Source organism: Tepidimonas sp. (genome assembly GCF_036824975.1).
In the GTDB taxonomy this organism is placed as follows: domain Bacteria; phylum Pseudomonadota; class Gammaproteobacteria; order Burkholderiales; family Burkholderiaceae_C; genus Tepidimonas.
This window is the reverse complement of record NZ_DAISZC010000001.1, coordinates 1-17,774: the sequence shown is the minus strand read 5'-3', so window position 1 is coordinate 17,774 and position 17,774 is coordinate 1. Positions and strand designations below refer to the sequence as shown.

The window sequence follows — 17,774 nt, the reverse complement described above, 5'->3', positions numbered from 1 at the left end:
CGCCGCCCGACGACCGAACCGAACGACGAGGAATCCCCATGAGCAACGCTGTCATCGTCTCCACCGCCCGTACCCCGCTGGCCAAGAGCTGGAAGGGGTCCTTCAACATGACCCATGGCGCCACGCTGGGCGGCCACGTGGTGCGCGCGGCCATCGAGCGTGCGCGCCTGGACCCCGGCGAGGTCGAGGATGTCATCATGGGCTGCGCCAACCCGGAAGGCGCCACCGGCTGGAATATCGCGCGCCAAATTGCCTTGGCGGCGGGTTGCCCGGTGAGCGTCTCGGGGCTGACGGTCAATCGTTTTTGTTCCTCGGGCCTGCAGACGATTGCGTTGGCTGCGCAGCGCATCATGGCGGGCGAGGGTGAGATCTACGTGGCCGGCGGGGTGGAGAGCATCTCGTGCGTGCAAAATGAGATGAACAAGCACATGATGACGGACCCGGCGCTGCTGGCGCGCAAGCCCGAGATCTACTGGAGCATGCTGCAGACCGCCGAGCAGGTCGCCAAACGCTACGGCATAACGCGCGACGCCATGGACGAATACGGGGCAGCCAGCCAGCAAAAGGCCTGTGCGGCGGCGGCGGCGGGCAAGTTCGACGCCGAGATCGTGCCGATCACCGTCACGGCGGGCGTGTACGACACGCAGCGCGGGCTGATCACCAAGGAGGTCACGGTGTCGCGCGACGAGGGTCTGCGCGAAGGCACGACCAAGGAGGCGATTGCCAACATCAAGCCGGCCCTACCCAGCGGGGTGGTGGCGGCCGGCAACGCCAGCCAGTTCTCCGACGGCGCGGGCGCTTGCGTGGTGATGGACGAAAAGGTCGCCGAGCGTAAGGGGCTGCAGCCGCTGGGCCGCTTCCTGGGTTTTGCGGTGGCCGGTTGCGAGCCGGACGAAATGGGGATAGGTCCTGTGTTTGCGGTGCCCAAGGTGCTGCAGCGCCTCGGCCTTACCGTCGATGACATCGACCTGTGGGAGCTCAACGAAGCGTTTGCGGTGCAGGTCATCTACTGCCGTGACCGGCTGGGCATTCCCAACGAGCGGCTCAACGTCAACGGCGGCGCTATCGCCATCGGACATCCCTACGGCATGAGTGGGCAGCGCCTGACCGGCCATGCGCTCATCGAAGGCAAGCGGCGCGGTGCCAAACGGGTGTGCGTGACCATGTGCATCGGTGGCGGCATGGGCGCCGCCGGGGTCTTCGAGGTGCTGTGAGATGGCCCAGGGTTTGCGCGCAGCCATCGATTTTCTGTTGTACGAGTGGCTGCGGGTGCAGACCCTGGCCACACGGGCGCGCTACGCCGACCACAGCCGCGAGACGTTCGACGCGGTGCTCGACACCTGCGAGCGCATCGCGCGCGAGAAGTACGCGCCGTTCAACCGGCTGGTGGACATTGAGGAGCCGCGCTTCGACGGCGAGCGGGTCATCCTGCCTGCGGCCACCCATGAGGCGTGGAAAGCCTACGCGGCCAGTGGCATGCTCAGTGCCGCGCATGATTACGCCATAGGCGGCATGCAACTGCCGTATGTGGTCGAGGCGGCGGGGAACGCCTTTTTCGCCGCGGCGTCGGTCAGCATCGGCGCCGGCATGCTGACGGTGGGCAACGCCAACTTGCTGATAGCGCACGGCACGCGGGCGCAGCAGCGGGCCTTCGCGCTGCCCGAGTTTGCCGGCCGTTTTTCCGGGACCATGTGCCTGAGCGAGCCGCAGGCGGGCTCCAGCCTGAGCGACATCACCACGCACGCGGTGCCCGACGGCGACGATTTCGAGGCCGACCCACTGGGGCCGCGCTATCGGCTGCGCGGCAACAAGATGTGGATTTCTGCCGGCGAGCACGAGCTCACCGATAACATCGTGCATCTGGTGCTGGCCAAGATCCCCGGCCCGGACGGCCGGCTGCCGCCCGGGGTCAAGGGCATCTCGCTGTTCATCGTGCCGAAGAAGCTCGTCGATGCGGATGGCAACCTGACGGGCGAGCGCAACGACGTGGCCTTGGCGGGACTCAATCACAAGTGCGGCTGGCGCGGCACCCCCAACACGCTGCTGAACTTTGGTGAAGGGCGCTACCCGGTGCGCCCCCCGGGGCTCGACGGGCGCGGCGGCGGCGCCATTGGGTATCGCGTTGGTGAGCCAGGGCAGGGGCTGCGCTTGATGTTCCACATGATGAACGAGGCGCGCATCGGCGTGGGCATGGCGGCTACCATGTTGGGCATGGCGGGCTACCTGGCCAGCCTGGACTATGCGCGCACGCGCCTGCAGGGCCGGCCGGTCGGGCCGGCCGGCAGGGATCCGACGCAGCCGCCGGTGCGCATCATCGAGCACGCCGACGTCAAGCGCATGTTGCTGGCGCAAAAGGCGTATTGCGAAGGCGCGTTGGCACTGGAGCTGTACTGCGCGCGACTGGTCGATGAGCAGCGTACTGGCACCGCCGAAGCCGCGCAGCAGGCGTACCAGCTGCTGGAACTGTTGACCCCGATTGCCAAGAGCTGGCCCAGTGAGTGGTGCCTGGAGGCCAACAGCTTGGCCATCCAGGTCCATGGCGGCTACGGCTACACGCGCGACTTCCCCGTCGAGCAGTACTGGCGCGACAACCGCCTGAACATGATCCACGAGGGGACGCACGGTATCCAGGCGCTGGATCTGTTGGGCCGCAAGGTGCTGATGGACGATGGTGCGGCGCTGCGTGTACTGCGCGCGCGTATCACCGACACCGCACGGCGGGCGGCTGCGGACGCGGAACTGGCCGAGTATGCGGCGGCGCTGCAGAGGGCTTGGGAGCGTATCGAAGACACGGTCCGCGCCGCTTGGGCGGCGGGGGATGCGGCCAGCGCCCTGGCCAACGCGGTGCCGTATATGCAGGCCTTCGGGCACGGAGTCATCGCCTGGCTGTGGATGGATGTGGCGGTGGCCAGCGCGGGCGGTGACGCTGCCAGCGTGGGGCGGCGGCAGGCGTGCCGGTACTTCTTCCGTTACGAGCTGCCCAAGATCGACGCGTGGCTGGCGGTGGTGCGCACGCGCGATCGCACCTGTGCCGACATGCCAGAAGAGGCGTTTTGATGGCCCCAGGGTAAGGGGTGACGCGATGGCGCAAACCCAAACCCAAACCCAAAGCCCGGATCACCCCATTGACGCAGTAGGAGACAGCGACATCATGAGCCGAACGATTCAAACCCTTTTCGATCTGAGCGGACGCACCGCGCTGGTGACCGGCGGCTCGCGCGGCTTGGGGCTGCAAATGGCCCAGGCGCTGGGCGAGGCGGGAGCCAAAGTGTTGCTGACGGCGCGCAAGGCCGACGAACTGGAGGCAGCCTGCGCCGAACTGCAGGCGCAGGGCATCGACGCGCGCTGGGTGGCGGCCGACTGTGCGCGCGAGGACGACATCCAGCGTCTGGTCAGCGAAACCCTGCAGCGTCTGGGCGATGTGGACATCCTGGTCAACAACGCCGGCGCCGCCTGGGGGGCTGCGGCCGAAGAGCACCCGCTCGAGGCCTGGGACAAGGTCATGAACCTGAACGTGCGCGGTTACTTCATTCTCAGCCAGCTCGTGGGGCGGCACAGCATGATCCCGCGCCGGCGCGGCAGCATCATCAACGTCGCCTCCATTGCAGGTTTGGGGGGCAATCCCCCGGACATGAAGACGATTGCCTACAACACGTCCAAGGGCGCGGTGATCAACTTCACGCGCGCCCTGGCGGCGGAGTGGGGGCGTTACGGTATCCGGGTCAACGCCATCTGCCCGGGCTTCTTCCCCAGCAAGATGACGCGCGGCACGCTGCAGGCCATGGGCGAGCAGCGGCTGGCGGCAGCCGCCCCCCTGAACCGCCTGGGTGACGACGAGGATCTGAAGGGTGCCGTGGTGCTGTTGGCCTCCGATGCGGGCAAGCACATCACCGGGCAGTGGCTGGCGGTGGACGGAGGCGTCAGTGCAGTCATCGGGGGCTGAGGCGCTGGACGCGCCGGACTTGCCTTTCAGCGTCCCCATTCCGTTCGTCCAATGGCTGGGCATTCGTCTGCGGCGCTGGGAAGATGGGATGGCCGAGCTGATCTATGAGCCGGCGCCCCAGCATCTGAATTCGTTTGGCGTGGTGCATGGCGGCGCCAGCATGACGCTGCTGGATGTGGCGCTGGCGCATGCGGCGCGCAGCGTGCAGCGCGACATGGGCGTGGTCACGATCGAGATGAAGACCAGTTTTCTGCAGGCCGCGCGCGGCCCGCTGCGCGCCACGGCCCGCCTGCTGCACCGCACCGCCACGCTGGCGTTTACAGAAGGTGAAATCCGTGACGGGCACGATCGCCTGTGCGCCCACGCCAGCGGCACCTTCCGTTACGTGCGGCGGCTGCCCGTGGGCGGGCGCGAGGTGCACGAGCTGCAAATTGCCCCGGTGCCGCCAGCGGCGCACGTGCCGCCGTCCGGTGCCTGAAGACACGGGATTGCCGCTTCACATTGGGGTGCGCGCGACCGCCACCGTATCGTGCCAGCACTGCGCCGTTGGCCGTTTTCCGTCAGTTCACTGACATCTCTACGAGGACACACCGATGCCGATCAACCGTCAAATCTGGCTCGTCAGCCGCCCTCAGGGCGAAGCCACTGTCGACAACTTTCGCCTGGTCGAAAGCGAGACGCCGCCGTTGGCCGAGGGGCAGGTGCTGGTGCGGCACCACTACCTCAGCCTCGACCCCTACATGCGCGGGCGCATGAACGAAGGCAAAAGCTACGCCGCGCCGCAGCCCCTCAATGCGGTGATGATCGGCGGCACCGTGGGACAGGTGGTGGAGAGCCGCCACCCGCGCCACGCGTCGGGTGACTGGGTGGTCGGCATGGGTGGCTGGCAAGAGTACAGTGTGGTCGACGGCGACGCGCCCGGCGCGCTGCGCAAGGTCGACGTTTCGCGCATTCCCCCCAGCCACTACCTGGGTGCGGTGGGCATGCCCGGTGTGACGGCGTGGTACGGGCTGGTCAAAATCATCCAGCCGAAGGCAGGGCAGACCATCACGGTCAGCGCCGCTGCCGGTGCCGTGGGCAGCGCCGTGGGTGTGCTGGCCAAGCAGCGCGGCTGCCGGGTGGTGGGCATCGCCGGAGGCCCCGACAAGTGCGCCTACGTACGCGATGAGCTGGGCTTTGATGACTGCATCGACTATCGTGAGTACACCGACCTGCGCTCGTTGTCGGCGGCGCTGAAGGCGGCCTGTCCGGACGGCATCGACGGCCACTTCGAAAACGTAGGTGGCACTGTGCTGGATGCGGTGATGCTGCGTGCCAACGCGTTTGCGCGCGTGGCCCTGTGCGGCATGATCGCCGGCTACGACGGCCAGCCTCTGCCCATGCTCAACCCGTCGCTGATTCTGATCAACCGCATGCGCATCGAAGGCTTCATCGTTAGCGAGCACATGGACGTGTGGCCGCAGGCGCTGGCCGAGCTGGGCGAGTTGGTTGGCAGCGGGCGCTTTCGCCCACGCGAGACCATCGCGCACGGCATTGCCGCTGCGCCCGAAGCGTTCCTGGGGTTGCTCAAGGGACGCAACTTGGGCAAACAGCTGGTCAAGCTGGTGGACGATTGACCCGGTCGGCAGGAGCGCATGCATGCTGAGTGTGTTCGAGGGCCGCACGGCGGTCATTACGGGAGCGGGTTCGGGCTTTGGGCTGGAACTGGCGCGCATCGCGGCAGCGCGCCGCATGAACCTGGTGCTGGTGGACGTGCAGGCGGATGCGCTGGAGCGTGTGCGCCAGGATACGGAGCAGGCCGGGGTGGCGGTGCTGGCGTGCTGTGTGGACGTGGCCGATGCAGCCCAAATGCAGGTGCTGGCCGAGGCCGTGCAGGCGCGCTTCGGCGCCCCGCATCTGGTGTTCAACAACGCCGGGGTTGCGGCCGGCGGACTGCTGTGGGAAAGTACGCCAGCGGACTGGCAGTGGGTGCTGGGCGTCAACCTGTGGGGGGTGATCCACGGGGTTAGACTGTTTACGCCGATGATGCTGCAAGCGGCGCGGGCCGATTCCCACTGGCGCGGGCACATCGTCAATACGGCCAGTATGGCCGGGTTGCTGACGCCGCCCAACATGGGGGTCTACAACGTCAGCAAGCACGCCGTGGTGGCGCTGACCGAGACGCTGTACCAGGACCTGCGGCTGGTCACCGACCAGATTGGGGCCAGTGTGCTGTGCCCGTACTTCGTGCCCACCGGCATCAGCCACAGCGAACGCAACCGGCCGGCGGCGCTGTCCAGCGCTCCTGCGACGCGCAGCCAGCTGATCGGCCGCGCGATGAGCGAGAAGGCGGTCGCCAGCGGCAAGGTGACCGCGGCCGAGGTCGCGGCGCGCACCTTCGAGGCCATCGAACACGGCCAGTTTTATATCTACAGCCACCCGCATGCGCTGGCCCCGGTGGCGCAGCGCATGCAGGCCATCGTGGACGGCGCCAACCCACCCGATCCGTTTGCCGACCGCCCCGAGGTAGGTGCCCAGCTGCGGGCGGCGCTGCGGGACGCCGGCTGAGGGCCGGCCACGGCGCCCGCGGCCCCGGCCAGTGCACGCTCAGCGGGTCAGGGCCTCATGCAGCCGCGTCTCATCGATGACGGCGATCAGCACCGTGGCGTTGCGGGCGCGGATCAGGCGCTGGATGAGCTGGTGCTGACTCACCCCGAAGGGAGCCTCGACGATCTCGTGGGCCTCGAATTCGGGCACCGCGTGCAGTTCGTCGACCAGCAGTCCGAACAGCTCGTCGTGATGGTCTACCAGAATGATCTGGCGCCCCTCGTGGCTGCCGGAACCTGCTCCGGACAGGCTCAACAGGCGCGCCAGGTCGTACACCCAGATGAAGTGGCTGCGGGCGATGTTGCTGGTTGGGGGCAGCAGACCCACCCGCGCCGGGTGGCCGCCGGGGGGCGTTGATGTCATGCGGTCCGCCGGCACCGCCTCGCGCACGCAGCCGGCGTCCAGCGCGAACAGTTCGCCGGCCAAGTAAAACGTGGCGTATTCCCGGCCGCCGCGCCCACCCGACTGGGTCCACCAGTCGTCGTGCGCCATTTCATGGCGCGGCCCCACCTCGCGTACCTCACCCAGCGATTCGATCACGACCGCGAGTACGTCTTCCCGGTAGCCGTCGCTGGTCTTGAACTCGCGGTAACCGCGCGACGCTGAGACGCCCAGCACGGCATAGCGGTCGCCATGGCGCACGACACGACTGGCCGTCTCCCCATTGGGTAAATCCAGCCAGGGGGTGGCGGCCGGCAGCACCGATCCGACCGCGACCGTGGCATCGGTGCTGGACAGCACTTCACCGCGACGGTTCAAAAAGTAAGCGTGGGTCTCGGGACGGCCGCTGATGGCACCGCGCAACATGGCCTCGAATTCGCGCCGCGCGTGGAACACGATGCCGATGCCGCCGATCACCTCGGTGGCATCCTGCGGATGGCGGATCGCGGCGTGGTAGGTGTAGGTCGGTGCGCCGTCGGTCAACGGGTCGGCCCGAAATGGCGAGACGTGGTAGTGCTGCTCGCTGGGCAACGCCAGAACGGCCCGCAGGGTGTCTTCGTCCACGCTGCGCCCCAGGGCATTGTCGTCGTTGCCGTCGTGGGAATGCGCGACGATGCGCCCCTGCCGGTCGTAGACGTACAGGCGCGCGTAGACGGTGTAGAGCACATGGATGGTGCGCAAGATCGGACCCAGACGCTCCTGTGCACCGGCCGCGGGAATGGGATGCGCCAATGCGGTGCGCAGCTCCGGGGTCAGCGCCCACCACCGGCAGTCATCGGCGCGCTCATACAGGTTGCGGTCGAGCAGATCAACTGCCAGCTGCGCCACGAAGGCAATTTGCTGCAGGCTGGACGACAGCACCGTCTCGTACAGGTCGCGCACCGACTGGGCGAACAGCGTGTTGCTGCGGGCTCCGGTTTCGCTGATCTGGTCGAGGATGGTCTTGAGGCGCTGGCGATCGACGTTCTGCCCCGCCGTTACCACCTGCCCGTTCCATACCACGCGCCGTATCGATTCGGTGGCGCGCATGACTTCATACAGCGGCGGGCTGAAGTGGCGCGCGTGGGTTAGCAACCCGGCGGCGAGGGCGGGGTCGAGCGCGTCCAGCGGGTCGCTGGCGTCCCGAGTGAAGGCCAAATCGACGGGCACCATGACCTGCCCCTGCCAACCGTGCGGACCGTGGTACCCCTGGTAGCCTTCGGCGCGGCGGGTTTGTACCAGATATTCGCGGCCGGCATACATGAGCAGGCTGGGCTCACCGTCCGGATTGGTGGGAACCCGCGCCCCGCACGGGATCCAGTGCGCGTCGGAGGTGGCGATCACGCGGGATTCGCCATCCAGCAGCAACAGGATCGAGCGCTCGCGCGGGTCGCGGTAGCTGCGGAAAATGCCCTCCATCTCCGCCTCGAAGCCAAACACCAGACACAGCACGCCCACCGGCTGGTGGCTGTGGGGGTGCAGCATGCGCTGGGCGTAGATCAGGGCTTGGCCCGCGCCGGGGCGAAGATCGGTGGGGCGGAAAATCTGGATGAAGCCGTCGCTTTGTAGTGCCTCGGCCAGCAGGGGATCTTGCGTGCCTTCCACCGCGTGCAGGGGGTCGGTCTGCACGAGGACGTTGCCGTCCGCGTCCAGCAGCAGGATTTCGTCGTAGACCGTGTATTTGCTGCGGTACGAGCGCAGACGGGCCCGCACGGCGTCGGTGTCGCGCTGCAGGCCGGCCACGTAGTCGCACAGCACGCGGTCGGTGGCCAGGAAGCCGACATCGGCGGTGCGTTCGTACAGGTTGCGCACCACGATGTCGATCACGTAACCGGCTCGGGTTGCGATGGCCGACATCACGCGCCCGATCTTCTCTGACACCAGGCTGCGGACCAGCTCCTGCTCCAGGCGGTCGAAGCCGGCCCGCGTGGCGGCGATGGTCGGCAGGATGGCACGTGCTTCGGTCGGGCAGACCATGCGGGCGGTCGACTCGATGAGGCGCCACATGAGGTTGAGCTCGCGCAGCGACGTCTCGCAGCGCGTGACGTCGGGCATGTACGGAAGGTAGTTGTCGACAGCGATGGGGGTCATAGGGTGATGCCGGCCGGGCCGGGAGCAGGGATGCAGGGGCGGCCTGCGGTCGTGCTCTCCGGTAGCAAGCGACGTGCCCGCGGGCCTGTGGCACACTCGCGCGCTCCTGGAGCAACCCTCTCATCCATGAGCACGATCACGCAACGCATCGCCGAGGAACTGGGCGTGCGCGTCGCCCAGGTGCAGGCCGCGGTGGACCTGCTCGACGGCGGCGCCACCGTTCCCTTCATCGCCCGCTACCGCAAAGAGGCCACCGGTGGTCTGGACGACACGCAGCTGCGCCAGCTCGAGCAGCGCTTGGCCTACCTGCGTGAGCTGGAGGAGCGCCGCGCCGCTGTCCTGCGCAGCATCGCGGAACAGGGCAAGCTCACCCCCGCGCTACAGGCGGCCATCGACGCCGCCGCCAGCAAGCAGGAGCTGGAAGACCTGTACTTGCCCTATCGACCGAAGCGCCGCACCAAGGGACAGATCGCGCGCGAAGCGGGGCTGCAGCCGCTGGCTGACGCCCTGTGGGCCGACCCGACGCAGGACCCGCAGGTGGCAGCGCAGGCCTACGTCAAACCAACTGTGGGCGAAGACGGCAGCGATTTCACCACCGTGACGGCGGTGCTGGACGGTGCGCGCGACATTCTGGCCGAGCGTTGGGCCGAAGACCCGGCCATCGTGCAGCCGCTGCGCGAGTGGCTATGGGCCGAGGGCCTGCTGCGTAGCCGCCGCATCGAGGCGCGCAACCCAGACGACCCCGAAGTGGCCAAGTTTCGCGACTACTTCGAGCACGACGAGCCCATCGCCCGCGTGCCGTCGCACCGCGCACTGGCGATGTTTCGGGGGCGTGCGCAGGAGGTGCTCGATCTGCGGCTGGTGCAGCCGCAGGAGCCGCTGCCCGGGCAGCCGTCGCTGGCCGAGGGGCGACTGGCGGGGCTGCTGGGCTGGTCGCATCAGGGGCGTGCTGCGGATGATTGGCTGCGTCGTTGCGTGGCGTGGACGTGGCGGGTCAAGCTCAGCCTGTCGATCGAGCGTGACTTGTTTACTCGTCTGCGCGAGGCGGCCGAGGCGGTGGCCATCCAGGTGTTTGGTGCCAACCTGCGCGACCTGCTGCTGGCCGCCCCGGCGGGGCCGCGCCCCACGATGGGGCTCGATCCGGGTATCCGCACCGGCGTCAAGGTGGCTGTGGTGGATGCCACTGGCAAGGTGGTGGACACCGCCACCGTGTATCCGTTTGAGCCGCGCCGCGACGTGGAGGGGGCGCTGGCGACGCTGGGTGCGCTGGTGCTGCGTCACGGCGTGGAGTTGATCGCCATCGGCAACGGCACGGCCAGCCGCGAGACCGATCGTCTGGTGGAGGCGCTGCTGCAGCGCCTGCGCGGGCACGGCGGCGGCCGGCTGCCGCAGAAGGTGGTGGTCAGCGAAGCCGGTGCGTCGGTCTACAGCGCCAGCGAGCTGGCCGCGCAGGAGCTGCCCGAGCTGGACGTGAGTCTGCGTGGAGCGGTGAGCATCGCGCGCCGTCTGCAGGATCCGCTGGCCGAACTGGTCAAAATCGACCCGAAAAGCATTGGTGTGGGCCAGTACCAGCACGACGTCAACCAGAGCGCGCTGGCGCGCGCGCTGGATGCGGTGGTGGAAGACTGTGTCAACGCGGTGGGCGTGGACGTCAACACCGCCAGCGTGCCCTTGCTGACCCGGGTGGCGGGTCTGTCGGCCGCCAGCGCGCGCGCCGTGGTGCGCTGGCGCGACACGCATGGCATGTTTCGCAATCGCCAGCAGCTGCTGGAAGTCAGCGGTCTGGGGCCGAAGACCTTCGAGCAGTGCGCGGGTTTTCTGCGCATCCGCGGTGGCGACAACCCGCTGGATATGACCGGGGTGCATCCGGAGACCTATCCGGTGGTCGAGCGTATCCTGGCGGCGGCGGGGCAGCCTATCGAGGCCGTGTTAGGCAGGGCCGAGGTGCTGCGGCGATTCAAGCCCGAGGCCGTGGCCGACGAGCGCTTTGGCGTGGTGACGGTGCGCGACATCCTGGCGGAGCTGGAAAAACCCGGTCGCGATCCCCGGCCCGAGTTCCGCGTGGCGCGCTTCGAGGAGGGGGTGCATGAACTCACCGACCTGCGGCCCGGCATGGTGCTGGAAGGGGTGGTGACCAATGTGGCGCAGTTTGGTGCCTTCGTCGATGTCGGCGTGCACCAGGACGGTCTGGTGCATGTCAGTCAGCTGGCGGCCCATTACGTGGCCGATGCCCGCGCCGTCGTCAAGGCCGGTGACATCGTGCGTGTCAAGGTGCTGGAGGTGGATGCGGCGCGCCGGCGCATCGCGCTGAGCATGCGGCTCGACGCCGCCGCGCCGGGGATGGGCGCTCGCGGTCTGAGCGACGGCGCACGTGCGCGCGAGCTGCAGCGTGGCCGTCGACAACCGGCGAGCGCTGCCACCGCCATGGCCCAGGCGTTTGCCCGCTTGCAACAGCGCAGCTCCCGCTAAGGCAGGGGCGTGTCGGGTCGGCGCCTGCACCCCTGCGCAGAGCCGCGCGTGGCCGCAGTCCGTCTGTCGTGCCCGTGCTTTGGGCGTGCATGCGGACTGCCCGCATAATCTCGGATACCATGACTCTGGATGAACTGCTCAACCAGGCCAAGGCCATACCCAGCATCCCGCGCGTCGTCTCGGAGGTGACCGCGGAGCTCAACCGCGACGACCCGGATGCCCGGCGTATCGCCGAGCTGGTGGCCACCGACCCAGGCCTGACGGCGCGGCTGCTCAAGCTCGCCAATTCGGCCTTTTTCGGGCTCACCCGGCAGATCGACAGCGTCGGTGAGGCCATCACCGTGCTCGGTTTCAACCATTTGCGCACTCTGGTGCAAGCGGTGGCGCTGGGCAGCAGCTTCCGGCAGGTGCCGGGCGTCAATCTGGAGCAGTTCTGGCGCTACAGTCTCAACACCGCCAAGATCTGCCGGCCGCTGGCGCGCAGCCTGAAGCTACCCGAGGGCGCCGCGTTCACCGCCGGGCTGGTGCATGCGGTGGGCGATCTGGTCATGCACATCGGCATGCCGGACGTCGTCGCCAAGATCGACTGGCGCGTCTCACCCTTCGACCTCAAACGCGCCGAGGTCGAGCGCAGCGTGCTGGGCTACACCTATGCCGATGTCAGCGCCGCGTTTGCGCAGCGCTGGGACTTCCCCGACACCATCGTCACGGCCTTGCGTCACCAGCTGGTGCCGTTCGAAGGCGACCTCTACGAGCCGCTGGCGGGGGTGGTGCACATGGCGTCGTGGCGCGCACGCGCGCAGGAGATGAACCTCGACCGCGCCGCGATGGCAGCCACCTTCCCAGACGTGGTGGCGATCCTGCTTGGTCTGAGCCTGGAGACCGTGTTGGACAAGGACCCCCAAGAATGGACCTCGGCCGGTGAGCTGGCTGCGTTCCTGCACTGAGTTGCCCTCCATGAGTCTGCAGGCGCTGTTGCAGCGGCCCGAGGCCCTACCGGTGGTGCCCGAGGTGGCGGCCACACTCATCCGCACGTTCGGGCGCGACGATGTCGAGGTGACGGAGGTGACCGAGGCGGTCGAACGCGATCCGGCACTGGCGGCGCGCCTGCTGCGGCAGGCCAATTCGGCCTTCTTCCGGCTGCTGCGGCCGGTGCACAGCGTGCGCGAGGCGGTGCTGGTGCTGGGGTTGAACCGGGTGCGCGCGCTGGTGCTGGCTGCCGCCGTGCAGAGCCGCTTTCCGGCGCCGGCTGGCATCGATCTGGAGCGCTTCTGGGCCTACAGCGTTGCAGCGGCGTCGCTGGCGCGACGCTTATGCGCGCCACGGCGCCTGGACGATAACGTGGCCTTCACGGCCGCACTGCTGCACGCGGTGGGAGAGCTGGTGATGCACCAGCTGCAGGCCACAGTCATGCTGGAGCTGCAACGGCGCGCCGCCTGGTGGACACTGCCGCGCCCGGCGCTGGAATATGAAACCCTGGGCTACTCCTATGCCGAAGTGGGCGCGGCGCTGTGCGAGCACTGGCGTCTACCACGTCTGCTGGTGCTGGCCATCGCCCAGCATCTGGAGCCCCTGGTGGCCGAGCCGGTGGAGCCGCTGGCCGCTGTGGTGCACCTGACCGCATGGCGCGCGCGGGTGTGGATGCAAGGCAATGCGCGCGACCAGCTCATCCACACGTATCCGGATGCGATCGCTGAACTTCTCGGTATCGATCCGGATTTTCTGGTCGATCCGACGGTATTGCCGGAGGGAGGTATTTGATGCGCGCGCTGCGTCTGTACGCCGGAGCGGCGGCCCTGAAGCACATCCGGCAGCATGGCCTGAGTGTCGAGGCGGTGGGCATCGTGGCCGCAGCGGCTGGCGGCCCCAAGGGGCTGATCCTGGGGCCCCTGGACCGCTTCATCTTCGGCGAGTGGCTGGCCGGCAGCGCGCAGCCCATCGATCTGGTGGGCGCCTCGATCGGCGCCTGGCGCATGGCCACCGCCTGCCTGCACGATGCCGTGGCCGCATTCGAGCGGCTGCAGCGCGACTACATCGCCCAGGACTACGTGGTCGAACCCGGTCGCCGGATGCCGACGCCGGAGCACGTCAGCGCCGTCTTCGCGGCCAATCTGCGGGCCTTTTTCGGCACCCGGTTGCACGAGATCCTGCAGCACCCGCGCTACCGCTTGCACGTGCTGACCACGCGGGGCCGGCACCTGCTGGCGCGCGAAGGGCGCTGGCGCACCCCGTTGGGCTACTTGGGTGCGTCGTTGACCAACGTGGTGCAGCGCGGTGCCCTAGGGCTGTGGCTGGAGCGCGTCGTGTTTTCGACGGCGCTGCCCGCCGCATCTGGCGGTGCACCGGCGGCCATGCCTGCATCGCAGGCGGCAGACACCGAGGCCGTGCGAGACGTCTCATGGCCACAGACCACTGTCGGTGTTCCGTTGACCCCCAGTGGGTCTGACGGTGCGCTGGCGCCGCTGCCGTTCGATGCGCGTGACTTTCGCACGCGCCAGGTGCCTTTGCGCGCCGACAACTTCATGCCCGCGGTGCAGGCCAGCTGCTCCATTCCGTTTGCGCTGCGGGCGGTGCACGACATTCCCCACGCACCCCCGGGGGCGTATTGGGATGGTGGCATCACCGACTATCACTTGCACCTGCGCTGGCGCGCCGAACGCGGTCTGGTGCTGTACCCGCACTTTCAGCGGCAGGTGGTGCCGGGTTGGCTCGACAAAGGGCTGCGCTGGCGCCACCGCCCCACAGCCGCGCTCGATCACACGATCGTGCTGGCGCCCGATCCGCAGTGGGCAAGCCGCCTGCCCAACGGCAAGCTGCCCGATCGCACCGACTTTGCGCGCTATGGCCACCGGCTGGCCGAGCGCATGCAGGCTTGGCAGACGGCGGTGCGCGAGGCGCAGCGGCTGGCCGATGAGTTCGCCGCCTGGCTCCAGAGGCCAAACCCGGCGCGCGTTGAGCCGCTGTGAGGAGGGTGAGTTGCGTGAGACCGACGGCGTACCGGTTGCCGTCGGGCGGGCCGCGCCGTCGGATTCTGGGGCGCGGTTGGGTGCGGGTTGCGCGGTGGCCCGTTACATGGAGGCCTCGAGCAGCGCCCGGTAGTCCTCGCGTGTGGCCAGCCGCGGGTTGGTCTTGTGGCAGTGATCGGCCACTGCGCCGTCGATGATGCGCTCGAACAGGTCGGGAGTCACGCCCAGCTCGGCCAGACCCGAGGGCAGCCCCAGCCGGGCGTTGAGCGCACGAATCGCCGGGCCGATCGCCTGCGGCCCGCTCAGACTCATGACGCGCGCCATGCGCTCCAGTCGGCGTTCGCGCCGCACGCTGTCGGCCTCGGCGTTGAAGGCCAGCACCGCCGGCAGAAATATCGCGTTCAGCGTGCCGTGATGCAGGTCTGGCCGCAGGCCCCCCAAACTGTGGCTGAGCGAGTGCACACAGCCCAACCCCTTTTGGAAGGCCATGGCACCCTGCATGCTGGCGCTCATCATTTGCAGCCGTGCCTCGCGGTCATGGCCGTTGCGGGTGGCGCGCTCGATATGGGCCCAGGCGCGCTCCAGGCCGTCCAGCGCGATGCCGTCGGCCGGCGGGTTGAACGTCGGCGCCAGAAAGGTTTCGATGCAGTGCGCGATGGCATCCATGCCAGTGGCCGCCGTCAGCCTTGGCGGCAGGTCCAGCGTCAGCTCCGGGTCCAGAATCGCGGCTTTCGGCAGCAGGTACCAGCTGTGAAAGCCGAGTTTGCGGCCGTCATCGACGATCAGAATGGCACCGCGGGCGACCTCGCTGCCGGTGCCGGCAGTGGTGGGCGCCGCAATCAGTGGCGGCACGCGCTCGGTGATGCGTGGCGAGCCGCCTTCGATGGTGGCGTAGGTCTTCAGCGGCCCGTCGTGCGCAACGGCAATCGCCACCCCCTTGGCGCAGTCGATCGCGCTGCCCCCACCCAGGGCGATCAGCCCGTCGCAACCGGCTTCGCGGTACAGGGCTGCGGCCGCGCGCACGGCTGCCTCGGTCGGGTTGGGCGGGGTGGCGTCGTACACCGCGTGGGGCAAGGTGGAGCCGCCCTCTGCCAGGGCAGCTTGCAGCCGCGCCAGCAGCCCAGCCGCGCATACGCCGGCATCGGTCACCACCAGCGGGCGGGTGATGCCCATGCGCGCGCATTCGCTGCGCAGCAGACGCAGCGCACCGTACTCGAACTGAATCGTCGTCAAGTAGCGGATCTCGGCCATCCCTGTCTCCTCGTGCCCGTATTTAGATGAGCATCACTGTAGCGCGCGGCATGGGGGCGCTCAGGCGCGTCGGTGACAGAAAGCACAGGCAGCGGTGTGCGCCAGTACCACCGAGCCGAGAGCCACCGCGGACTGGCCTCGGTGCCCGCGCGCGTCATTGGGGGCGCGGGGTTTGATGCGCAGCGGCTTATCCGGGGTGCCGCCCATCGGGGCGCGAGCGCGCCCACGATCCCGCGCGACAATCGCGCCCATGACCCACGCCAATCCCCGTCAGCTGCTCACGCCTGCGATGCGTGCCGTGCTGGATCGCATGGCGCGCGCCGGGCGGCCACCGTTGCACGCGCTCACACCGGCGCAGGCACGGGCATTTTACGAAGCCGGCGCCAACGTGCTGGAAGTGCCGCTGCAGCGCATGGCGCGCGCGCAGGATTGCGCGGTGCCTACCCGTGACGGGGCAACGCTACACGCCGAGCTGGTGGTGCCGCCCCGGCCAGCCGGTGCCGCGCCACCGCCCGTCCTGTTGTATCTGCACGGCGGCGGTTTTGCTGTGGGCAGTGTCCGTACACACGCGCCGCTGTGCCGGCATCTGGCGCACTTGGCCGGCTGTGCCGTGCTGTCGCTGCAGTACCGGCTGGCGCCAGAGCATCGGTTTCCCACCGCCGTCAACGACGCCTTCGATGCATTGGGCTGGCTACGTGGGGCAGCGCAGGGGCTGGGTCTGGACCCCACGCGCATCGCCATCGGCGGCGACAGTGCGGGGGGTACGCTGGCCGTGGTGACGGCGCTGCAGGCGCGCGATGCCGGGTGGGCGCTGGCGTTGCAGCTGCTGTTCTACCCCGGCTGCACTGCGTGGCAAGACACCCCGTCGCACCGCCGCTTTGCGCACGGCTTCGTGCTGGAGGCGGAGACCATCCAGTGGTTTTTCCGCCAGTATGTTGACGATGCGCAGCGCCAGGACTGGCGTTTTGCCCCCCTGCTGGCGCCCGACTTCGAGGGGGTGGCGCCTGCGTGGATAGGCCTGGCGGAATGTGACCCGTTGGTGGACGAAGGCGTACAACTGGCCGATGCGTTGCGTTTGGCTGCGGTGCCCGTGGAGCTGGAGATCTACCGTGGCGTCACGCACGAGTTCATCAAAATGGGCCGCGTGATTCCTGAGGCGCTGCATGCCCATCAGGACGCCGCGCGGGCCTTGCGGCGGGCTTGGGGTGAAAGTTGACACGTGACAACCGGGGCACGATGCGTTCAACGCTGTCCGTTCGACGACTGCGACACCGGGGACTGGACAGTGACAGGCCAGGGGGATAGCCTGATGTGCTGTGGCTGCCGCTGCTAGCCAACGTCCCGTTCGCCGTCTCCCCTGTGACGGCCCGCGTGGAGTCGAGCAGCGATGTTCGCAGCAAAGACGGAGTAGTGAGGAGTATCATGGCCACCGTCCACCCCGTATCCACCCGCGACATCCGCCTGTGGTGGGAAGACCTTGCCGTTGGCGACTCACGCGAGCTGGGCAGCTTGCGTGTGACCGAGGAAGAAATCATTGCCTTTGCGCGGCAGTTCGATCCGCAACCTTTTCACCTGGACGCCGAGGTGGCGCGCCATTCGGTGTTCGGTGCTCTGTGTGCCAGCGGCTGGCACACCTGTGCACTGGCGATGCGGTTGATGGTGACGAATTTTCTGCACGACACATCCAGCTTGGGGTCACCAGGGCTGGAGAGCTTGAAGTGGCTCAAACCCGTGTTCCCTGGCGACGAACTGCGGCTGCGCCACACCATCACCGACAAACGTCCGATGAGCAAACGACCCGACGTGGGCTTGGTGCGCACCGTGTGGGAACTGTTCAACCAGCACGGCGACAAGGTGCTGCACATGGAGGGCTGGGGCATGTTCCGCCGCCGTGAACCGGCACCGTCGCGCGCGTCCTGTTGAGGGCGCGCCGGGATGATCACGCCAGTGGGCGCATTGAGCAGCAGGTCCTGGGTCTTGCGCTTCCCAAGCAGCATAATGCCCCCATGCGCCGCAAGAAGCTGCCCATCGGCATTCAGACCTTCGCC

The 17,774-nt window shown here is 68.2% G+C and carries 14 protein-coding genes; 12 read left to right on the top strand and 2 right to left on the bottom strand.

Translation table 11 applies throughout. From position 1 onward, the window contains the following. Positions 1-38: 38 nt before the first annotated feature. The 6 genes from V7Z54_RS00070 (at position 39) to V7Z54_RS00045 (ending at position 6,490) form a co-directional block, all read left to right on the top strand. On the top strand, positions 39-1,214 hold the full coding sequence (locus V7Z54_RS00070) for an acetyl-CoA C-acyltransferase (RefSeq protein ID WP_334133459.1): 1,176 nt from the start codon (positions 39-41) through the stop codon (positions 1,212-1,214). Between the two features lies 1 nt (position 1,215). Then, positions 1,216-3,057, top strand: a complete 1,842-nt coding sequence (locus V7Z54_RS00065; protein ID WP_334133458.1) for an acyl-CoA dehydrogenase — start codon at positions 1,216-1,218, stop codon at positions 3,055-3,057. Positions 3,058-3,151: 94 nt separating this feature from the next. Next, complete coding sequence (locus tag V7Z54_RS00060) at positions 3,152-3,943, top strand: SDR family oxidoreductase (protein WP_334133457.1); 792 nt, start codon at positions 3,152-3,154, stop codon at positions 3,941-3,943. A gap of 19 nt (positions 3,944-3,962) precedes the next feature. After that, the gene (locus V7Z54_RS00055; protein WP_443082394.1) at positions 3,963-4,421 is read left to right on the top strand and encodes a PaaI family thioesterase; all 459 of its coding nucleotides are present in this window, start codon (positions 3,963-3,965) and stop codon (positions 4,419-4,421) included. Between the two features lie 115 nt (positions 4,422-4,536). Next, positions 4,537-5,559 (top strand): NADP-dependent oxidoreductase, encoded by a 1,023-nt coding sequence (locus V7Z54_RS00050; protein ID WP_334133455.1) that lies wholly within the window; start codon positions 4,537-4,539, stop codon positions 5,557-5,559. Between the two features lie 22 nt (positions 5,560-5,581). After that, positions 5,582-6,490 (top strand): SDR family oxidoreductase, encoded by a 909-nt coding sequence (locus tag V7Z54_RS00045; protein ID WP_334133454.1) that lies wholly within the window; start codon positions 5,582-5,584, stop codon positions 6,488-6,490. Between the two features lie 39 nt (positions 6,491-6,529). Here the strand turns inward: V7Z54_RS00045 and V7Z54_RS00040 are convergent, their stop codons facing one another. Further along, complete coding sequence (locus V7Z54_RS00040) at positions 6,530-9,040, bottom strand: chemotaxis protein CheW (protein WP_334133453.1); 2,511 nt, start codon at positions 9,038-9,040, stop codon at positions 6,530-6,532. Positions 9,041-9,166: 126 nt separating this feature from the next. Between V7Z54_RS00040 and V7Z54_RS00035 the strand changes: the two genes are divergently transcribed. The 4 genes from V7Z54_RS00035 to V7Z54_RS00020 all read left to right on the top strand — a co-directional run bounded on the left by V7Z54_RS00035 (position 9,167) and on the right by V7Z54_RS00020 (position 14,475). Continuing rightward, positions 9,167-11,509 (top strand): Tex family protein, encoded by a 2,343-nt coding sequence (locus tag V7Z54_RS00035; protein WP_334133452.1) that lies wholly within the window; start codon positions 9,167-9,169, stop codon positions 11,507-11,509. Positions 11,510-11,628: 119 nt separating this feature from the next. After that, positions 11,629-12,456, top strand: coding sequence for an HDOD domain-containing protein (locus V7Z54_RS00030; protein WP_334133451.1), 828 nt, complete (start codon positions 11,629-11,631; stop codon positions 12,454-12,456). 10 nt (positions 12,457-12,466) lie between these two features. After that, on the top strand, positions 12,467-13,270 hold the full coding sequence (locus V7Z54_RS00025) for an HDOD domain-containing protein (protein ID WP_334133450.1): 804 nt from the start codon (positions 12,467-12,469) through the stop codon (positions 13,268-13,270). Beyond that, on the top strand, positions 13,270-14,475 hold the full coding sequence (locus tag V7Z54_RS00020) for a phospholipase (protein WP_334133449.1): 1,206 nt from the start codon (positions 13,270-13,272) through the stop codon (positions 14,473-14,475). The genes V7Z54_RS00025 and V7Z54_RS00020 overlap by 1 nt, the downstream gene beginning before the upstream one ends. Before the next feature lie 102 nt (positions 14,476-14,577). On the opposite strand, the gene V7Z54_RS00015 is transcribed toward V7Z54_RS00020, so the two are convergent. Next, entirely contained in the window at positions 14,578-15,726 is a 1,149-nt protein-coding gene (locus V7Z54_RS00015; RefSeq protein WP_334133448.1) for an iron-containing alcohol dehydrogenase, read from the bottom strand. A gap of 250 nt (positions 15,727-15,976) precedes the next feature. On the opposite strand from V7Z54_RS00015, the gene V7Z54_RS00010 reads away from it, so the two are divergent. Both V7Z54_RS00010 and V7Z54_RS00005 read left to right on the top strand, forming a co-directional pair. Then, complete coding sequence (locus tag V7Z54_RS00010) at positions 15,977-16,942, top strand: alpha/beta hydrolase (RefSeq protein ID WP_334133447.1); 966 nt, start codon at positions 15,977-15,979, stop codon at positions 16,940-16,942. A 206-nt stretch (positions 16,943-17,148) separates the two neighbouring features. Then, positions 17,149-17,649: a MaoC family dehydratase gene (locus V7Z54_RS00005; RefSeq protein ID WP_334133446.1), complete on the top strand. Its 501-nt coding sequence runs from the start codon at positions 17,149-17,151 to the stop codon at positions 17,647-17,649. The last annotated feature ends 125 nt before the right edge of the window (positions 17,650-17,774 follow it).

Coding starts and splice junctions, on each gene's coding strand:
- V7Z54_RS00005 (WP_334133446.1), top strand. CDS start 17,149: ATGGCCACCGTCCACCCCGTATCCACCCGCGACATCCGCCTGTGGTGG.
- V7Z54_RS00050 (WP_334133455.1), top strand. CDS start 4,537: ATGCCGATCAACCGTCAAATCTGGCTCGTCAGCCGCCCTCAGGGCGAA.
- V7Z54_RS00040 (WP_334133453.1), bottom strand. CDS start 9,040: ATGACCCCCATCGCTGTCGACAACTACCTTCCGTACATGCCCGACGTC.
- V7Z54_RS00020 (WP_334133449.1), top strand. CDS start 13,270: ATGCGCGCGCTGCGTCTGTACGCCGGAGCGGCGGCCCTGAAGCACATC.
- V7Z54_RS00065 (WP_334133458.1), top strand. CDS start 1,216: ATGGCCCAGGGTTTGCGCGCAGCCATCGATTTTCTGTTGTACGAGTGG.
- V7Z54_RS00060 (WP_334133457.1), top strand. CDS start 3,152: ATGAGCCGAACGATTCAAACCCTTTTCGATCTGAGCGGACGCACCGCG.
- V7Z54_RS00045 (WP_334133454.1), top strand. CDS start 5,582: ATGCTGAGTGTGTTCGAGGGCCGCACGGCGGTCATTACGGGAGCGGGT.
- V7Z54_RS00015 (WP_334133448.1), bottom strand. CDS start 15,726: ATGGCCGAGATCCGCTACTTGACGACGATTCAGTTCGAGTACGGTGCG.
- V7Z54_RS00010 (WP_334133447.1), top strand. CDS start 15,977: ATGACCCACGCCAATCCCCGTCAGCTGCTCACGCCTGCGATGCGTGCC.
- V7Z54_RS00025 (WP_334133450.1), top strand. CDS start 12,467: ATGAGTCTGCAGGCGCTGTTGCAGCGGCCCGAGGCCCTACCGGTGGTG.
- V7Z54_RS00035 (WP_334133452.1), top strand. CDS start 9,167: ATGAGCACGATCACGCAACGCATCGCCGAGGAACTGGGCGTGCGCGTC.
- V7Z54_RS00030 (WP_334133451.1), top strand. CDS start 11,629: ATGACTCTGGATGAACTGCTCAACCAGGCCAAGGCCATACCCAGCATC.
- V7Z54_RS00070 (WP_334133459.1), top strand. CDS start 39: ATGAGCAACGCTGTCATCGTCTCCACCGCCCGTACCCCGCTGGCCAAG.